Genomic DNA, 15,864 nt, shown 5'->3' on the forward strand with positions numbered 1-15,864 from the left:
GCACCGTGACGGTCGCATCCCTCGCCACCTCTGAAGGTGCCGGCTGGCCGGAGAAGCTCCCGCTGCTGCCGCACCCGATGGAGATCCTCGTTGGATTGATCTCCTTCGCGATCCTCTACTGGGCGTTTGCCAAGTACGTCGTGCCCCGGCTGGAAGAGCTGTACGAAAAGCGGCGTGCCGCGATCGAGGGCGGTATCGAGCACGCTGCCCAGGCGCAGCACGAAGCCGACGAAGCCAAGGCGAAGTACGAGGCCCAGCTGCAGGATGCTCGCGCCGAAGCTGCCCAGATCCGCGAAGAGGCTCGCGGCCAGGGTGCGCAGATCGTCGAAGAGGCCCGCACGAAGGCCAACGAGGAAGGTGCCCGCCTCATCGACTCCGCGCACAAGCAGATCGAGGCCGAGCGTCAGCAGGCGAGTGTGCAGTTGCGGGGCGAGGTCGGCCGGTTGTCGACCGACCTGGCCGGCAAGATCGTCGGCGAGTCGCTGGAGGACGAGGCCCGGCAGCGCGGCATCGTCGAGCGTTTCCTGGCTGATCTGGAGTCCGGTGACGTCAGCCCGACCTCGGTCGGGACCGAGGCAGGCGCCTGATGCTCGGATCCTCTCGTGACGCACTGGTGGCGGGCCGCACGGTCCTTCGCCAGCAGCTGAGCGCGGGTGCCGACCCGGCCGGCGTGGGTGGTGAGCTGTTCGCGGTCGCCAACCTGCTGGACGACTCGCACTCGCTGCGGCGCGCGCTGGCCGATCCCTCCCGCGGCGAAAGCGGCAAGCAGGAGCTGGCTGACGGTTTGCTGCGCGGCAAGGTCTCCGACGGCACCATCGCGGTGGTCAACTCGTTGGTCGGCTCTCGCTGGTCCACCGAGGGCGATTTGGTGGACGCGACCGAGCAACTCGCGGTCGAGTCGGTGCTGGTCGGTGCGGAGCGGGACGGTTCGCTGGACCGTGTGGAGGACGAACTCTTCCGCGTGGAGCGCGTGGTCTCGGGCTCACCGGAACTGCAGAACGCCCTGGCCGACCCGCAGCGCAGCAGCGCCGACAAAGCCGGCCTGCTACGCGGACTGCTGGAAGGTAAGGCCGCGGGCCAGACGATCGAGCTGGTGTCCCAGGCCGTGTCGCACCCCCGGGGGCAGCGACTGGTCCGGGTGCTCACCGGCTACGGCGAGATCGCGTCCCGGCTGCGTGAGCAGTTGACGGCGACGGTGACCTCGGCGTTCCCGCTGGACGATGCGTTGCAGCAGCGCCTCTCGCAGGCACTGGCCCAGGTGTACGGCCGCAGCGTTCGTACCGACCTGGTCGTGGACCCCGCCGTGGTCGGCGGTCTGCGGATCCAGGTCGGCGACGAAATCATCGACGGCACGATCCTTTCCCGCCTGTCCCAGGCGCAACGGCTGCTGGCCGGCTAACCAGCTGTGTTCATGACCGGCTAGCCGGTCTACGACGAAGAAGACTCGAAGAAGACTTGCAGGACCGGCCCACCGGGGCCGAGCCAGAAGGAGAAGACAATGACGGAGCTCTCGATCCGTCCGGATGAGATCCGCGACGCGCTGGCTGGATACGTCCAGTCGTTCGAGCCCGATGCCGCTGCCCGTGAAGAGGTCGGCCGGGTGGTCGACGCCGGTGACGGTATCGCGCACGTCGAGGGTCTGCCCTCGGCCATGACCAACGAACTGCTGCAGTTCGAGGACGGCACTCTGGGCATCGCCCTGAACCTCGACGTCCACGACATCGGTGTCGTCGTGCTGGGTGAGTTCTCCGGTATCGAGGAGGACCAGCAGGTCAAGCGGACCGGCGAGGTGCTGTCGGTGCCGGTCGGCGATGCGTTCCTCGGCCGGGTCGTGAACCCGCTGGGCGAGCCGATCGACGGTCTGGGCGAGATCGCCTCCGACACCCGTCGTGAGCTGGAGCTGCAGGCCCCCAACGTGGTGCAGCGCAAGTCGGTGCACGAGCCGCTGATGACCGGGATCAAGGCCATCGACTCGATGACCCCGATCGGCCGCGGCCAGCGTCAGCTGATCATCGGCGACCGCAAGACCGGTAAGACCACGATCGCTACCGACACGATCATCAACCAGAAGGCCAACTGGGAGTCCGGCGACCCGGTCAAGCAGGTGCGCTGCATCTACGTCGCGGTCGGCCAGAAGAACTCCACCGTCGCCGAGGTGCGTGGCACCCTCGAAGAGGCCGGCGCGCTGGAGTACACCACCATCGTCAACGCCCCCGCGGGCGACCCGGCGGGCTTCAAGTACCTCGCACCGTTCACCGGCTCGGCCATCGGCCAGCACTGGATGTACGAGGGCAAGCACGTCCTGATCGTTTTCGACGACCTGTCCAAGCAGGCCGAGGCCTACCGCGCCATGTCGCTGCTGCTGCGCCGTCCGCCGGGCCGTGAGGCCTACCCGGGCGACGTGTTCTACCTGCACTCCCGCTTGCTGGAGCGCTGCGCGAAGCTGTCCGACGACCTGGGCGCAGGTTCGATGACCGGTCTGCCGATCATCGAGACCAAGGCCGGTGACGTCTCGGCGTACATCCCGACCAACGTCATCTCGATCACCGACGGTCAGATCTTCTTGCAGTCCGACCTGTTCAACTCCAACCAGCGTCCGGCCGTCGACGTCGGTATCTCGGTCTCCCGTGTGGGTGGCGCCGCGATGACCAAGGCGATGAAGGCAGTGACCGGTTCGATCAAGGTCGAGTTGGCGCAGTTCCGCGAGATGCAGGCCTTCGCCATGTTCGCCTCGGACCTGGACGCCGCGTCCCGGCGTCAGCTGGCCCGCGGTGAGCGTCTGATGACCCTGTTCCGTCAGCCGCAGAACAGCCCGTACGCCCTGGAGGACCAGGTCGCGGCGCTGTGGGCGGGCACCACCGGCAAGTTGGACGACGTCAAGGTCGAGGACATCCAGCGCTTCGAGAAAGAGTTCCTGGACTACCTGCACTCGGCGGCCAAGCCCACGATGGACGCGATCCGCGAGAGCACCAAGCTCGACGACGACGGCAAGGCGGCCTTCGAGGCGGCCATGACCGAGTTCAAGAAGCAGTTCGTCCCCAGCGACGACAAGGGTGGCGAAGGCTCGGAGCAGCACGACGAGATCACGCAGGACCAGATCGACCAGGCGAAGATCGTCAAGCAGTCATGAGCCCCGCCCACACGGCCGATAACGGAAGGAGTCACTGATGGCCGGACAGCAACGCGTCTACCGTCAGCGGATCCGTTCGGTGCAGGCGACCAAGAAGATCACCCGCGCCATGGAGTTGATCGCTGCCAGCCGGGTCGTCAAGGCCCGGCAGCGGGTCACCGAGTCCACGCCGTACGCGCTGGCTCTGACCCGGGCCTGCTCAGCGGTGGCGACGCACACCAACGAGAACCACCCGTTGACCACCGAACGGGAGAACCCCAAGCGGGCGGCGGTGCTGATCGTCACCAGCGACCGCGGCCTGGCCGGTGCCTACTCGGTCAGCGCGATCAAGAAGAGCGCCGAACTGATCGAGAAGCTGACCGGCGAGGGCAAGGAAGTCCTGCCCTACCTGGTCGGCCGCAAGGGCGTCAGCTACTACCGGTTCCGTCGTCGCGAATTCGTCCAGGAATGGACCGGATTCACCGATGCGCCGCCGTTCGACGTAGCACGCGAGATCGGCGAGGTTCTCACCGACCAGTTCGTCAAGGGGTCCGATGACGGTGGTGTCGACGAGGTACACATCGTCTACACCCGGTTCGTCAACATGGTCACCCAGGAGCCGCAGGTCGTGCGCCTGCTGCCGCTGGAGGTCGTGAGCGCCGACGAGTTGGGCGAGGACGAGCAGCACCACGCCCCGGACGGACCGCTGCCGCTGTACGACTTCGAGCCGAGCACCGCAGAGGTCCTGGACGCGCTGCTGCCGCGGTACGTCACGGCCCGTATCTACAACGCGTTGCTGCAGTCGGCGGCCTCCGAGCTGGCGGCCCGCCAGCGCGCGATGAAGTCGGCGACCGACAACGCCGAGGATCTGATCAAGACCTACACGCGACTGGCCAACCAGGCGCGGCAGGCCGAGATCACCCAGGAGATCAGCGAGATCGTTGGCGGCGCCAGCGCCCTCGCGGATGCCAGCTGAGCCCACGACACGCAGCACGAAACAACGAAGGAATCGCAACAGATGACCACCATTGAGAGCACGGAGCAGACCGCTCCGACCGCTGGCGGCGTGGGCCGGATCGCCCGCGTCATCGGCCCGGTCGTGGACGTGGAGTTCCCGGCGGACCAGATCCCCGAGATCTACAACCTGCTGACCCTCGAGGTCGACCTGGCCGGTCAGGGCGAGGGCGAGGACACCAAGAACGTCAACCTCGAAGTCAGCCAGCACATCGGCGACAACATGGTGCGCGCCGTGTCGCTGCAGCCGACCGACGGCATCGTGCGCGGTCAGGCCGTGCAGGACACCGGCGGCCCGATCAGCGTCCCGGTCGGCGACGTCACCCTCGGCAAGGTCTTCAACACCACCGGTGACTGCCTGAACCTGGAGCCGGGGGAGACCCTGGAGGTCAAGGAGCGCTGGGGGATCCACCGCAAGTCCCCGAGCTTCGACTCCCTGGAGTCCAAGACCCAGATGTTCGAGACGGGCATCAAGGTCATCGACCTGCTGACCCCGTACGTGCAGGGTGGGAAGATCGGCCTCTTCGGTGGTGCCGGTGTGGGCAAGACGGTGCTGATCCAGGAAATGATCGCCCGTGTGGCCCGCGACCACGGTGGTGTGTCGGTGTTCGCCGGTGTCGGTGAGCGCACCCGTGAGGGCAACGACCTGATGGTCGAGAGGGAAGAGGCCGGGGTTCTCGGTCAGACCGCCCTGGTCTTCGGCCAGATGGACGAGCCGCCGGGCACGCGTCTGCGCGTGGCGCTGTCCGCCCTGACCATGGCGGAGTACTTCCGCGATGTGCAGAACCAGGACGTGCTGCTGTTCATCGACAACATCTTCCGGTTCACCCAGGCCGGTTCGGAGGTGTCGACCCTGCTGGGCCGGATGCCCTCCGCGGTGGGTTACCAGCCGACGCTGGCCGACGAGATGGGTGTGTTGCAGGAGCGCATCACCTCCACCCGTGGTCACTCGATCACCTCGATGCAGGCGATCTACGTGCCGGCCGACGACTACACCGACCCGGCGCCGGCGACCACCTTCGCCCACCTGGACGCGACCACCGAGCTTTCGCGTGACATCGCCTCGATGGGTATCTACCCCGCGGTGGACCCGCTGACCTCGACCAGCCGCATCCTGGACCCGCGCTACATCTCGGCGGACCACTACAACACCGCGGTGCGGATCAAGTCGATCCTGCAGCGCAACAAGGAACTGCAGGACATCATCGCGATCCTCGGTATCGACGAGTTGTCCGAAGAGGACAAGGTGCTGGTCAACCGGGCCCGCCGGATCCAGCGCTTCCTGTCGCAGAACACCTACGTGGCCAAGCAGTTCACGGGCATCGAGGGTTCGACCGTGCCGCTGGCCGACACGATCGAGGCCTTCACCAAGATCGCGGACGGCGAGTACGACCACGTCGCCGAGCAGGCGTTCTTCATGTGTGGTGGCCTGGACGATGTCGAGAAGGCCTGGGAGCGCATCCAGAAGGAAGGCTGACCCCTTCTTCAGCTTCATCCAGCGGCTCCTCACCTCACGGTGGGGAGCCGCCGGCGTTCCCGGTAGATTCGCGGGCGTGACCGACACACCGGAGAGTGCCGAGGACTTCTACGCCCGCGTCGAAGCAGCGGTGGACAGTGAGCGACGACTGCCGGTCGCGATCGAGGAGATGCCCGGCTGGGACATCTTCCCGTTCGAGACGAACTCGTTGCGGATCAAACCGCTCGAGCCGCTGGCGGAGACCGAGCCGGCACGCCGGGGCGAGGATCCCGACGACTGTTGGTGCGCCTCGCCGCTCGATCTCAGCGACCCGGGCCTGATCTGGTACTCCGACCGCTGGAAACTCTCCTTGGCGGTCGAGGGCAGTGGGTTGCCGATCATGCTCTGGCTCAGCCCGTTGGAGCACATGGACATCAGCACGATGAAGCCCGCGTGGGCCGCGGAGTTCGGCGTACTGCTCGCGGCGATCAGCGCCCAGATCGAGGCGCTGCCGTCCGTGGGACGGGCCCAGATCGCCAAGTACGGCGACGGCGGAGCCCACCTGCACCTGCTGTTGATGGGGCGCCCGGCCCGGATGCTGCAACTGCGCGGCTCACCGCTGCTGGACTGGGAGGAGAACCTGCCCCGAGTGCCTGAAGCGGTGCTGCGGGCCAACGCCCGCCCGATCGTGGAGGAACTCGTGCTGGAGTACGGCGGCACCGGCCGGTTGGGCTGAGCGGCAGCTACTCGACTTCGGCGCGGGCGGCGAGCACGAAGCACGCGCCCAGGGTCACGACGAACCCGACGACGGCGACCGGCGCGAAGCCGGAACGGAATTCGTCGCCCAGCACGATCAAACCCACGCCCGCCGGAATGATCGTCTCGACCGCGGAGGTGATCGCCGCAACGGTCGTCGCGCGGCCGCGGTCGAGGGCGAATCCGTAGGCGACCAACGCAACGGCACCGGCTGCGACGATTGCCCACAGAGCCGGTGAGGCGAGGGTGCTCCACCACGGATCGCGCACCTCCAGGACCCGTGCCGCGAGGGCCACGACGCCGAAGCCGAGTCCGGAGGTCGTGGCCAGGACGATGCAGGACCGGTTAGCAGAGCGGTCGAGCAGTCCGATGGTGAGCAGCAGTCCCAGCGCAATGCCACAGCCGAGAAGAGTCCACTCGAAGTTGCTCGACACCCTGCGGGCCTCGCCCTCGGCGGCGCTGATCGCGAGCAGGATGAGGCCGAACGCAATCGCGCCGATCGCCGCAATTTCCTTGCGGGACAGCTTGATTCCCAGCGCGGGGACCGCGAGAGCAGCCGTCACGGCCACTGCCGAGGCGACGAATGCCTGGACCAAGAACAGCGGCAACTGCTGCAGCGCCACGATCGAGGCGAGGAAGCCGACGCCGTCGACGATGAGACCGACCGCGTACAACCAGCCCGCCCGGGCGCGCTGCACCCAGGTGACGTCCGACGGCAAGGCGGACACTCGGCGTACGGCGAGGGCTTGCAGGACCGTCGCCGAACCGTACGCGAGCGCACAGACGACGCACGCCAGCAGCGACAGGCCGGTCCCTAACGCGGCAGTCTCCTGGCGATCTCGCGGGCGCGCTCGGCGAGCGTGTCATCCAGCGGGCGCGGCGTGAAGGAACCGAAGCGGCGGGTGGCAGCCGTGGTGATCAAGTGGTCGGCGATGGCGGGGTTCTTCGGCAGCAGTGAGCCGTGCAGGTAGGAGCCGATCACTTCTCGCGAACGGGCGCCCTCGGTCTGGTCCTTCTCGTTGTTGCCCTCGCCAGCCACGACAGTGCCCAACGACTGCACCTCGGGGCCGAGAAACGTTTGGCCCGAGTGGTTTTCGTAGCCGATGATGTCGCCGAACTGCTCCGAGTGGGTCACCACGTTGCCGATCAGCCGCGTCTCACCGGCGTGAGTCTCCAAGTCAAGGACGCCGATGCCCTTGATCGTGTGGCCGTCCTGGGTGCGGAAGAAATGCCCGAAGAGTTGGTAGAGGCCGCAGATGACCAGCATGGGTACGTCGTCGGCGGCCAGATCGCGCAACTGGCCCCCGATGCCCAGCAGGTCGTCCTGGATGACGTCCTGACCGCTGTCCTGACCGCCACCGCCGACGATCAGGTCGACATCGGTGGGGAACGGGTCGCCCTCGTTGTAACTGAGCAGCTCGACCGGCAACCCGTGCTCTTCGGCGCGGCGGGCGAGCACCAGGGTGTTGCCCCAGTCGCCGTAGATGTTCATCGCACGCGGGTACAACTGCAGGATCCGCAATGACTCACTCATGAGACTCGCGCCTCCACGTAGGCGCGCTCGCCGAGCAGGTCACGGATCTGCAGCATCACGGTGTAGGTCACGAAGATCCGTTTGCGGCCTTCGGGGTGGGCGGCGAGGAAGGCGTCCAGAGCAGGCTTGCGTTCTTCCTGCACTGCTTCGAATCCGACCTGGTCGTAATGCAATCGCAGTGCCATGTCCCAGCAGCGATGGCCGCTGACCATCGCCACACCGCTGTCCCGCAGCCGTTCGAACCCGACGTCCCACAGCCAGCTGACATCGCGGCCGTCGGCGTAGTCGTCGTTGATCACGATCATGGTGGCGACACCCGTCGGGTCGAAGGAGGCCAGGCTGAGCCGGAAACCGGCAGGGTTCTTCACCAGCACGAGTTCCACCGGTTGACCGTCGACCATGATGGTCTCGCCCCGGCCGAACGCCGGTTTGACCGCGGCCAGCGCGCGCAGCAGGGCCGGGGTGTCCAGCCGGTCGCCGACCACGGCGCGGGTCAGCCCGATCGCCGCAGCCGCGTTGAGGTAGTTGTGCACGCCTTCCAGTTGCAACTGGACCGTGTGCGCCTGCCCGGCGAATCCGAAGACGGCGGTGTGGTCCTCGATGCTGACCAGACGGGTGTCGTCCGCGTCGATCGGCGGCCCGGTGGGTGCCGTCGGCAGGTCTTCAGCGGTGTCGGAATAGAGCGCGTCGTCGCTGGGGAAGAGCCGGTGCAGGGACGGGTCGGTGTCGAAGGTGCGGACCGTCGCGGTCAGGTCGGCCGCAAACGCAGGTACGCCGATGCGCGGGTCATCGCCGTTCACCACCACCGTGTCCTGCGTGGCGGCCGCGATCTTGTGCAACAGCCTTGCGGTGTGGTCGATCTCGCCGAAGCGGTCGAGTTGGTCGCGCATGACGTTCAACAGCAGGCTGTACCGCGGCGGGACGGCGGCGATGAAGGAGATCGCGTGCGCCTCGTCCAACTCCAGCACGGCGATGTCGGCGGCGAGACGCCCACGTCGGTCGACCTCGCCGAGCAACGATGCGACAACGCCGCGGGAGAAGTTGCTTCCGGTGCGGTTGGTGAAGACCCGCAGGCCCTGGCTCTGCAGGAGTTCGACGACGATCTTGGTGGTCGTCGTCTTGCCGTTGGTCCCGCTGACCACCACCACGCCGTACGGCAGATCCCCGAGGGTCGCCCGCAGGAAGCCCGGATCGATCCGCTCGGCCACCAGGCCCGGCGCGGCCGAACCACCGCCGCGGCGCATGGTGGCCCAACGGGCTGCCTTGCCGACGCTGATGGCGAGGGCATGGCGCATGCCGGTCATCCTAAGTGGTCACGAAGGATGCACGTCGGAGGTGGACTGCGAGGTCTCCTCGTATTTGGAGATCAGGTGCACCGGCGGCGGTCGTCGCAGCGAACGGCGTTTGGCCACGTTGCGGGCGTAGATCAGGTTCAGCGACTCCACACCGATGGCGAACGCGATCGGGCCGTAGATCAGCGGCTTGCTGATGTGATAGTCGAAGCCCTCCGCGATCAAGGTGGTCCCGATCAGCACCAGGAACGCCAGCGCCAGCATCTTGACGGTGGGGTGGGCGTTGACGAAGTCGCTGATCCGCGCGGCGATGATCATCATCAGGCCGATCGACAAGATGACGGCGGCGATCATGATCGCGAGTTCGTCGACCATGCCGACGGCGGTGATGACCGAGTCCAACGAGAAGACCGCGTCGATCAGCAGGATCTGGATGATCACGCGGCCGAACGTCGAGGTGACCCCCGCCGTGGCCTCCTCGTCCTCGAACTCACCTTCCAGTTTGTGGTGGATCTCACTGACCGCCTTGTAGACCAGGAAGAGGCCACCGGCGATCAGGATCAGGTCCCGACCACTGAATTCGAAGCGGCCGTCCCCGGGGGACCAGATCGGGTCGGTGAGTCCGACGATCCACGAGGCGAAGAACAGCAGGATGATGCGCATGACCATCGCCAGCGACAACCCGACGATCCGGGCGCGCTGCCGCTGGCTCTCCGGGAGCCGGCCCACCAGGATCGAGATGAAGACGACGTTGTCGATGCCGAGCACCAACTCGAGGGCGAATAGGGTCGCGAAGGCCAGCCAGGCGTCTGGGCTTGTCAGCAAGTCCATGATGTCTGCCTAACGTGCGCACAGGCGTGTCGGTTCCGCCTCTGACCTGCCGGTAGACTGGCAGGTACATCGATGCGAGGAGTAGCCCTGTGAGTATGAAGGTCGAGGTCGTCGCCGCGGACCGCGAGGTCTGGAAGGGCGAAGCGACCCAAATCTCGGCCCGCACCACCGAAGGTGAAGTGGGCATCCTGTCCGGTCACGCACCGCTGCTGGCCGTGCTGGTCGACGGTGAGGTTCGCATCGACCCCGTGGAGGGTGAGCGCGCGACGATCCACATCGACGGCGGCTTCCTGTCGGTCGACTCCAACGTGGTGACCCTGGTTGCCGAAGAGGTGGACGCCGAGTCGCTGACCGAGCGCAGCGCCGCACCGTCCGCGTAGCTCTGGCGCGTGACTCACGACCTGCTGATCTCGGCTGAGGTCGCGTTCGGGCTGGTCCTGCTGGTCGTCCTGGTGACGATTGCCTATTTCCTGCTGCGCCGACGGATCATCGGCCGGGGAAACCCGCTGATGCTGGTGTATTTGAAGAACAGCACCCGCGCGCGCACCGGTTTCCTGGCGGTGGCACCCGATGAGGTGCAGTGGTTTCCGTTCCTGTCGCTGCGGCTGCGTCCGCGGTATCGCTGGCGGCGCGGCGATGTCACCCTGGGCACGCCCCAGCCGGTGACCGGGCAGCGGTTCGCGACGCTGGCTGAGCCACTTGCCGTCGACTGCACGGTCGGACTGGCGACCTATCGGCTCGTCCTGTCCGCATCGGACTACACAGCGCTGCGATCCTGGTCCGAATCCGCCCCTCCCGGGCTCAACGCCAACGTGGCCTGAGCGCGGCTCTCAGGGTTTGGTCTTGCGGCCACCGCCCGGTTGCCACAGCACATCCCCGCCGGCGGGCAGGTTGGCAACCCGCGCCGCCAGGAACAGCAGGTCGGACAGCCGGTTGAGGTAGCGCGCGGTCAGCGGGTTGACCCCGCCGCGTTCACCGGGCTGATCACCATAGGTCTCCAGGGCCAGCCAGGCTGACCGCTCCGCCCGCCGTGCGATCGTCCGAGCCAGATGCAGGTACGCCGACCCGGCCGTCCCGCCGGGCAGGATGAACGACCGCAGGGTCTCGACCTGCTCATTGAGCCGGTCGCAGTCGGCCTCCAGGTCATCGATCCAGGGCTGCTCGACCCGTAACGGGGGGTACGCCGGATCCGGCACGATCGGCGTACACAGATCGGCCCCCACATCGAACAGTTCGTTCTGCACGCGCAGCAGGATCGTGCGCAACGCCTCGGGCAGGTCGCCCGCCGCGAGAGCCACCCCGATCGCGCTGTTCGCCTCGTCGGTGTCGGCGTAGGCCAGCAGACGCGGGTCGTTCTTGCTGGTGCGGCTCATGTCACCGAGGGCCGTCTGCCCGTCGTCGCCGGTGCGGGTATAGATACGGCTCAGAATGACCATGCTCTGATCCTGCCACCGGCGCGCCTAAGCCCCGGTGGCGGCTGGGTGTGGCTCAATGCTGGCACCCGAATTCCCCCTGACCGCTGTGCCAAGTATCTGGCGGACCTGTCCGTCCTCCTTGGCCCATGACCGTTCCACAGTCAACGCCCTGCGACGACACAGCCGCCGGGTAGTGGATAGGACCCAACCCACAGTTTGCTCGCCGGAGGTGTGAAATGTCTGCTCGGAACCGACGTGCGGCCGACGCAGGTTTCAGCGGCTGGTGGCAGGCGCAGGTCGAGGAGATCGTACCCGGCGTCGAGATGACGATCACCGGGCCGCTCAACGTGCACACCGTGGGTGAGGTGCGCACGGCGCTGGTCCGCTCGATCGACGGCGGGATCGGCGATTTCCTGCTGCACCTCGGCCTGGCCGATATCGGCGATGCAACGGGTCTCGGGGTGCTGGTGGGTGCCCATCACCGGGCTGAACGTGCCGGGCGGCGGCTGGTCCTGACCGCTGTGTCGCCCCGCATCGATCGGTTGTTGCGCGGATCGCGGTTGGATCGCGTCCTCACCCGCACCGCCTGAACCGGCTGCCATGATGTCGCCATGACATCGACGTCACTGCCCATTCCGGCCTTCCCCGAGGGGTTCGTCTTCGGCGCCGCTACCGCGAGTTATCAGATCGAGGGCGCGGCTGACGAGGACGGCCGTGGGCCGTCCATCTGGGACACCTACTCCCACACGCCGGGGAAGGTGCACGGTGGCGACACCGGCGATATCGCCGACGACCATTACCACCGGATGCCGGGCGATGTCGCCCTGATGAAACGTCTTGGCCTGCAGTCCTACCGGTTCTCGATCGCGTGGCCGCGGATCGTGCCGACCGGTTCTGGTGCGGTGAATCCCGCTGGCGTGGACTTCTATTCGCGATTGGCGGACGAACTGCTCGACGCAGGGATCACGCCGATCGCGACGCTGTACCACTGGGACCTGCCCCAGCAGTTGCAGGATGCCGGCGGTTGGCCTGCGCGGGACACCGCCTACCGCTTCGCCGAGTACGCCGGGCAGCTGGCCGAAGCGCTCGGTGACCGCATTGCGATCTGGACGACGCTCAACGAACCCTGGTGCGCGGCGTACCTGGGGTACTCGGCTGGTGTGCACGCCCCCGGGCACACCGACCAGGCCGAAGCGTTGACCGCCGTCCACCACCTGAACCTGGCCCATGGCCTGGGGTTGCAGGCGATTCGCGCGGTGCTGCCTTCTGCCAAAGGTTCGGTGACGCACAACCTGCACGTCATCCGGCCGGCCGATCCGGAAGACCCACGCGACGTCGACGTGGTGCGGCGGATGCGCAACCTGGGCAACGAGGTCTGGCTCGGTCCGCAGTTGGGCGACGGTTATCCGGCCGATTTGATCGCCGATACCTCTTCGATCACCGACTGGTCCTTCGTCCGCGACGGCGACCTTGCGCAGATCCGCCAGCCGATCGACGTACTCGGAATCAACTACTACACAACGTCATTGGCCCGTCACTGGGACGGCACAACAGCGCGGGAGATGGACGACGGACACGGAGACACCGACGCCACGGCGTGGCCGGGCGAGCAGAACTTCGAAGTGCTGCACGTGGACGGCGAGCACACGGAGATGGGCTGGCTGGTCGAGCCGGCGGGACTGACCCAGTTGCTCACCGAGGTGAGCGCGCGGTTCCCGGACGTGCCGCTGATGGTGACCGAGAACGGGGCGGCGTACGACGACCGCGTAGCTGCCGACGGCAGCGTCCCGGATGGTGACCGGGCGGCGTACGTCGCGGCTCACCTGCAAGCCGTCGCCGACGCGATCGCGGCGGGTGCCGACGTGCGCGGCTACCAACTGTGGTCGTTGATGGACAACTTCGAGTGGGCCTACGGCTACAGCAAGCGATTCGGGATCATCCGGGTCGACTACGACACGCTGGAGCGGACGATCAAGGACTCCGGGCACTACTACGCCTCGGTGATCGCGGCACATCGTGCTCGCTCACAGGAGCGTTCAGAACAGGCGTGACTCGGCGTTGTCGATGCCCTTGAGCGCGTCGTAATCCAACGTGACACAGCGGATTCCGCGGTCTTCGGCCAGGGTCCGCGCCTGCGGCTTGATCTGCTGGGCAGCGAAGACACCGGTGACCGGCGCCAGCGAGGTATCGCGGTTGAGTAGTTCGAGGTAACGCGTCAGTTGTTCGACACCGTCGATGTCGCCGCGTCGTTTGATCTCCACGGCGACCGTGTGGCCCTCGGCGTCGCGGCACATGATGTCGACCGGCCCGATGGCGGTGAAGTACTCGCGGCGGATCAAGGAGTAGCCCTCGCCGAGGGTGTGGATGTGCTCAGCGAGCAGGGCCTGCAACTGCGCCTCGACGCCGTCCTTGATCAGCCCGGGGTCGACGCCGAGCGCGTGCTCGCTGTCGTGCAGTACCTGGTGCAGGCGAACCCGTAGCTGGTCCTCGTTCTTGGCGTGCTGGACGATCCAGACGTTGCTGACGCCTTCCTCGGCCTCGTCCTCGCTGGGGGCGACCTCGGTCAGGGTGCACGGTGGGGACATCCAGTTCAGCGGTTTGTAGGACCCGCCGTCGCTGTGCACCAGCACCGAACCGTCCGCCTTCACGACCAGTAAGCGGGTCGCCAGGGGCAGGTGGGCGGTCAGCCGGCCCAGGTAGTCGACGCTGCATTCGGCGATCACGATCCGCACGGGCGCCAGCGTATCCGGCCGGTTGACGGCCCGACGTCCGGCTCTGGGAGACTTCGGACATGGTGCCAAGCGGTGGACGGGGTAATGGGTCGGGTCGGATCGGGACGGTCGGCGTCGTCGGCCTCGGCACGATGGGCGCTGGCATCGTGGAGGTCTTCGCCAAGGCCGGCCTGAGCGTCGTCGGTGTCGACGGAACGCCCGAGCTTGCCGAGCGTGGCAAGGGATTCCTCACCACGTCGACCGGCAAGGCCGTTGCGCGCGGTCGGCTGTCCGAGCAGGACCAGAAGGCGCTGCTGGACCGGGTCACCTGGACCGCCTCGGTGACCGACCTGGCCGATGTCGACCTGGTGATCGAGGCCATCCCGGAGCGGTTGGAGTTCAAGATCGACCTGTTCAGCAAGCTGGATGACATCGTGCGCCCGGACACGATCCTGGCGTCCAACACCTCCAGCCTGTCGCTGACCACCATCGCGGCCGCCACCAAGCACCCCGAGCGCGTCATCGGGATGCACTTCTTCAATCCGGCGCCGGTGCTGGCGCTGGTCGAGGTGATCAGCACGCTGTTCACCGACACCAAGCTGGTCCGTGAGGTGCGCGATCTGGCAACGCGACTGGGCAAGAAGCCGGTTGTGGTCGGGGACCGGGCCGGGTTCGTCGCCAACGCGCTGCTGATCACCTATCTGGCGCGAGCGATCCGGCTGTATGAGACCGGAAGCGTGTCGCGTGAAGACCTGGACAACGCGATGCGCGTCGGTGCGGGCTTCCCGATGGGGCCATTGACCCTGTCGGACCTGATCGGACTCGACGTGGTCAAAGAGGTCTGCGACGTGTTGTACGAGGCGACCAAGGACCCGTCGGCGGCGCCGCCAGCGCTGTTGCAGCAGATGGTGACCGCGGGCCGCCTGGGCCGCAAGACGGGCCAGGGCTTCTACGACTACGGCCCCGATGCCGACGAGTCGGAGCAGCCGGCGTCGAGCGGCCGGGCGCTCGCAGTCAGCACCATCGGCCTGCTTGGGACCGGCGAGGCGTTGGCGCAGCTCGGCGAGACGATGGAAGCCGGCGGTTTGAAGGTCGTCCATTCGGTCACTGCGTCGGCTGCGCTGGGCGAAGCACAGATCGTGTTCGTGGGCACCGACGCCGGTTGCGCGACAGGGGAATGCGCTGCCGGAGCGTGTGAGTGCGACCAGATGGGTCCGGCCCAGGAAGCCATCTCGGCGGGGCTTTCGAAGATCGGGAAGAACGCGATCCTGGCGCCGATGGACGGCCTGGCGGAATGGGCAATCGGGACGCCGGATGAGCACGCCCGGGTCGTCGTGCCGGTGCGCCTGCACGAGCCCACCAAGGGTGGTCAGGTGCTGGAGATCGGTACCGGACTGGACAGTGGTGCCCGGGAAGTCGCCGCCGTGCGCACCGCGGCGGACCGCGCGGGGCTGGTGCCCGTGGTCGGTCGGGCCCGCTCGGGGCTGGTGGTCGACGCCTTGCTCTACCCGCATCTCAACGACGCCGTCGCGATGCTCGACTCCGGCTACGCCAGCGCCCAAGACATCGACACGGCGATGACCGCGGGGTGCGGATACCCCGAGGGCCCGTTCACGATGATCGACCGACTCGGCGCGGACCAGGTCACCGAAGGTCTGGCTGTCATGGCGACCACCGTCGGTGGCGCTGGCCCCTCACCGTTGCTGGTCGAGCATGCGGTGCGGGGCCGGAAGTTCCTGGACTGAG

Annotated in this window: 17 protein-coding genes; 11 read left to right on the forward strand and 6 right to left on the reverse strand. The window is 67.1% G+C overall.

The annotated features are described in order from the left end of the window. Window positions 1-5: 5 nt before the first annotated feature. The 6 genes from DR843_RS02825 to DR843_RS02850 all read left to right on the forward strand — a co-directional run bounded on the left by DR843_RS02825 (window position 6) and on the right by DR843_RS02850 (window position 6,315). The gene (locus DR843_RS02825; protein WP_109684012.1) at window positions 6-587 is read left to right on the forward strand and encodes a F0F1 ATP synthase subunit B; all 582 of its coding nucleotides are present in this window, start codon (window positions 6-8) and stop codon (window positions 585-587) included. Beyond that, window positions 587-1,399, forward strand: a complete 813-nt coding sequence (locus tag DR843_RS02830) for a F0F1 ATP synthase subunit delta (RefSeq protein WP_109684013.1) — start codon at window positions 587-589, stop codon at window positions 1,397-1,399. Before DR843_RS02825 ends, DR843_RS02830 begins: the two co-directional genes overlap by 1 nt. Window positions 1,400-1,498: 99 nt before the next feature. Next, on the forward strand, window positions 1,499-3,130 hold the full coding sequence (atpA, locus tag DR843_RS02835) for a F0F1 ATP synthase subunit alpha (protein WP_109684014.1): 1,632 nt from the start codon (window positions 1,499-1,501) through the stop codon (window positions 3,128-3,130). Between the two features lie 37 nt (window positions 3,131-3,167). Then, window positions 3,168-4,085 (forward strand): F0F1 ATP synthase subunit gamma, encoded by a 918-nt coding sequence (locus tag DR843_RS02840; RefSeq protein WP_109684015.1) that lies wholly within the window; start codon window positions 3,168-3,170, stop codon window positions 4,083-4,085. Window positions 4,086-4,127: 42 nt separating this feature from the next. Continuing rightward, window positions 4,128-5,600: a F0F1 ATP synthase subunit beta gene (gene atpD / locus DR843_RS02845; RefSeq protein ID WP_109684016.1), complete on the forward strand. Its 1,473-nt coding sequence runs from the start codon at window positions 4,128-4,130 to the stop codon at window positions 5,598-5,600. A 76-nt stretch (window positions 5,601-5,676) separates the two neighbouring features. Then, entirely contained in the window at window positions 5,677-6,315 is a 639-nt protein-coding gene (locus DR843_RS02850) for a hypothetical protein (protein WP_109684017.1), read from the forward strand. Between the two features lie 7 nt (window positions 6,316-6,322). Here DR843_RS02850 and DR843_RS02855 read toward each other — a convergent pair whose 3' ends face one another. The 4 genes from DR843_RS02855 to DR843_RS02870 all read right to left on the reverse strand — a co-directional run bounded on the left by DR843_RS02855 (window position 6,323) and on the right by DR843_RS02870 (window position 9,992). Beyond that, window positions 6,323-7,063, reverse strand: coding sequence for a hypothetical protein (locus DR843_RS02855; RefSeq protein WP_109684018.1), 741 nt, complete (start codon window positions 7,061-7,063; stop codon window positions 6,323-6,325). A gap of 86 nt (window positions 7,064-7,149) precedes the next feature. Next, window positions 7,150-7,869, reverse strand: a complete 720-nt coding sequence (locus DR843_RS02860; RefSeq protein ID WP_109684019.1) for a type 1 glutamine amidotransferase — start codon at window positions 7,867-7,869, stop codon at window positions 7,150-7,152. Then, on the reverse strand, window positions 7,866-9,173 hold the full coding sequence (locus tag DR843_RS02865; RefSeq protein WP_425451539.1) for a MurT ligase domain-containing protein: 1,308 nt from the start codon (window positions 9,171-9,173) through the stop codon (window positions 7,866-7,868). Before DR843_RS02865 ends, DR843_RS02860 begins: the two co-directional genes overlap by 4 nt. A 9-nt stretch (window positions 9,174-9,182) precedes the next feature. Continuing rightward, the gene (locus DR843_RS02870; RefSeq protein WP_109684020.1) at window positions 9,183-9,992 is read right to left on the reverse strand and encodes a TerC family protein; all 810 of its coding nucleotides are present in this window, start codon (window positions 9,990-9,992) and stop codon (window positions 9,183-9,185) included. Between the two features lie 95 nt (window positions 9,993-10,087). On the opposite strand from DR843_RS02870, the gene DR843_RS02875 reads away from it, so the two are divergent. Both DR843_RS02875 and DR843_RS02880 read left to right on the forward strand, forming a co-directional pair. After that, window positions 10,088-10,372 (forward strand): F0F1 ATP synthase subunit epsilon, encoded by a 285-nt coding sequence (locus DR843_RS02875; protein ID WP_109684021.1) that lies wholly within the window; start codon window positions 10,088-10,090, stop codon window positions 10,370-10,372. 9 nt (window positions 10,373-10,381) lie between these two features. After that, on the forward strand, window positions 10,382-10,813 hold the full coding sequence (locus tag DR843_RS02880; RefSeq protein ID WP_109684022.1) for a DUF2550 family protein: 432 nt from the start codon (window positions 10,382-10,384) through the stop codon (window positions 10,811-10,813). A 9-nt stretch (window positions 10,814-10,822) separates the two neighbouring features. On the opposite strand, the gene DR843_RS02885 is transcribed toward DR843_RS02880, so the two are convergent. After that, entirely contained in the window at window positions 10,823-11,428 is a 606-nt protein-coding gene (locus tag DR843_RS02885) for a cob(I)yrinic acid a,c-diamide adenosyltransferase (RefSeq protein ID WP_109684023.1), read from the reverse strand. 215 nt (window positions 11,429-11,643) lie between these two features. Between DR843_RS02885 and DR843_RS02890 the strand changes: the two genes are divergently transcribed. Next, window positions 11,644-11,997: an STAS domain-containing protein gene (locus tag DR843_RS02890; RefSeq protein WP_109684024.1), complete on the forward strand. Its 354-nt coding sequence runs from the start codon at window positions 11,644-11,646 to the stop codon at window positions 11,995-11,997. A 21-nt stretch (window positions 11,998-12,018) separates the two neighbouring features. After that, the gene (locus DR843_RS02895; RefSeq protein WP_109684025.1) at window positions 12,019-13,458 is read left to right on the forward strand and encodes a GH1 family beta-glucosidase; all 1,440 of its coding nucleotides are present in this window, start codon (window positions 12,019-12,021) and stop codon (window positions 13,456-13,458) included. Here the strand turns inward: DR843_RS02895 and nucS are convergent. Then, a complete protein-coding gene (gene nucS / locus DR843_RS02900) occupies window positions 13,444-14,139 on the reverse strand; it encodes an endonuclease NucS (protein WP_109684026.1) in 696 nt (231 codons plus the stop codon). The genes DR843_RS02895 and nucS overlap by 15 nt on opposite strands. 59 nt (window positions 14,140-14,198) lie before the next feature. Between nucS and DR843_RS02905 the strand changes: the two genes are divergently transcribed. Next, window positions 14,199-15,863, forward strand: a complete 1,665-nt coding sequence (locus DR843_RS02905; protein ID WP_109684027.1) for a 3-hydroxyacyl-CoA dehydrogenase family protein — start codon at window positions 14,199-14,201, stop codon at window positions 15,861-15,863. Window position 15,864: the final 1 nt, after the last annotated feature.

Origin of the sequence: Branchiibius hedensis (assembly GCF_900108585.1) — a bacterium.
Taxonomy (GTDB): Bacteria; Actinomycetota; Actinomycetes; order Actinomycetales; family Dermatophilaceae; genus Branchiibius; species Branchiibius hedensis.